1 protein-coding gene is annotated in these 225 nt (G+C 58.2%); it reads left to right on the top strand.

The genetic code is table 11. From position 1 onward, the window contains the following. Window positions 1-225, top strand: a 225-nt coding sequence (locus S1OALGB6SA_RS02405) for an SBBP repeat-containing protein (protein WP_195910251.1), incomplete at both ends; no start/stop codon positions are given.

Genomic DNA, 225 nt, shown 5'->3' with positions numbered 1-225 from the left:
ACTCAGAGGGCAATGTCTATGTGGCAGACCATGTCAACCACCGCATCCGGAAGATCACGCCGGCGGGGATGGTAAGCACCATAGCCGGCACTGGCGCAGCGGCTTTTGCGAATGGCGCCGGCAACGCGACACAGTTCAACTTTCCCTATGGAGTGGCTGTGGACTCATCAGGCAATGTCTATGTGGCAGATGCATTCAACCACCGCATCCGGAAGATCACGCCGG

The sequence above is a fragment of the Olavius algarvensis spirochete endosymbiont genome, assembly GCA_900608495.1.
Taxonomy (GTDB): Bacteria; Spirochaetota; Spirochaetia; order DSM-2461; family DSM-2461; genus UBA2779.
This window is presented reverse-complemented; position numbering and strand designations above follow the sequence as displayed.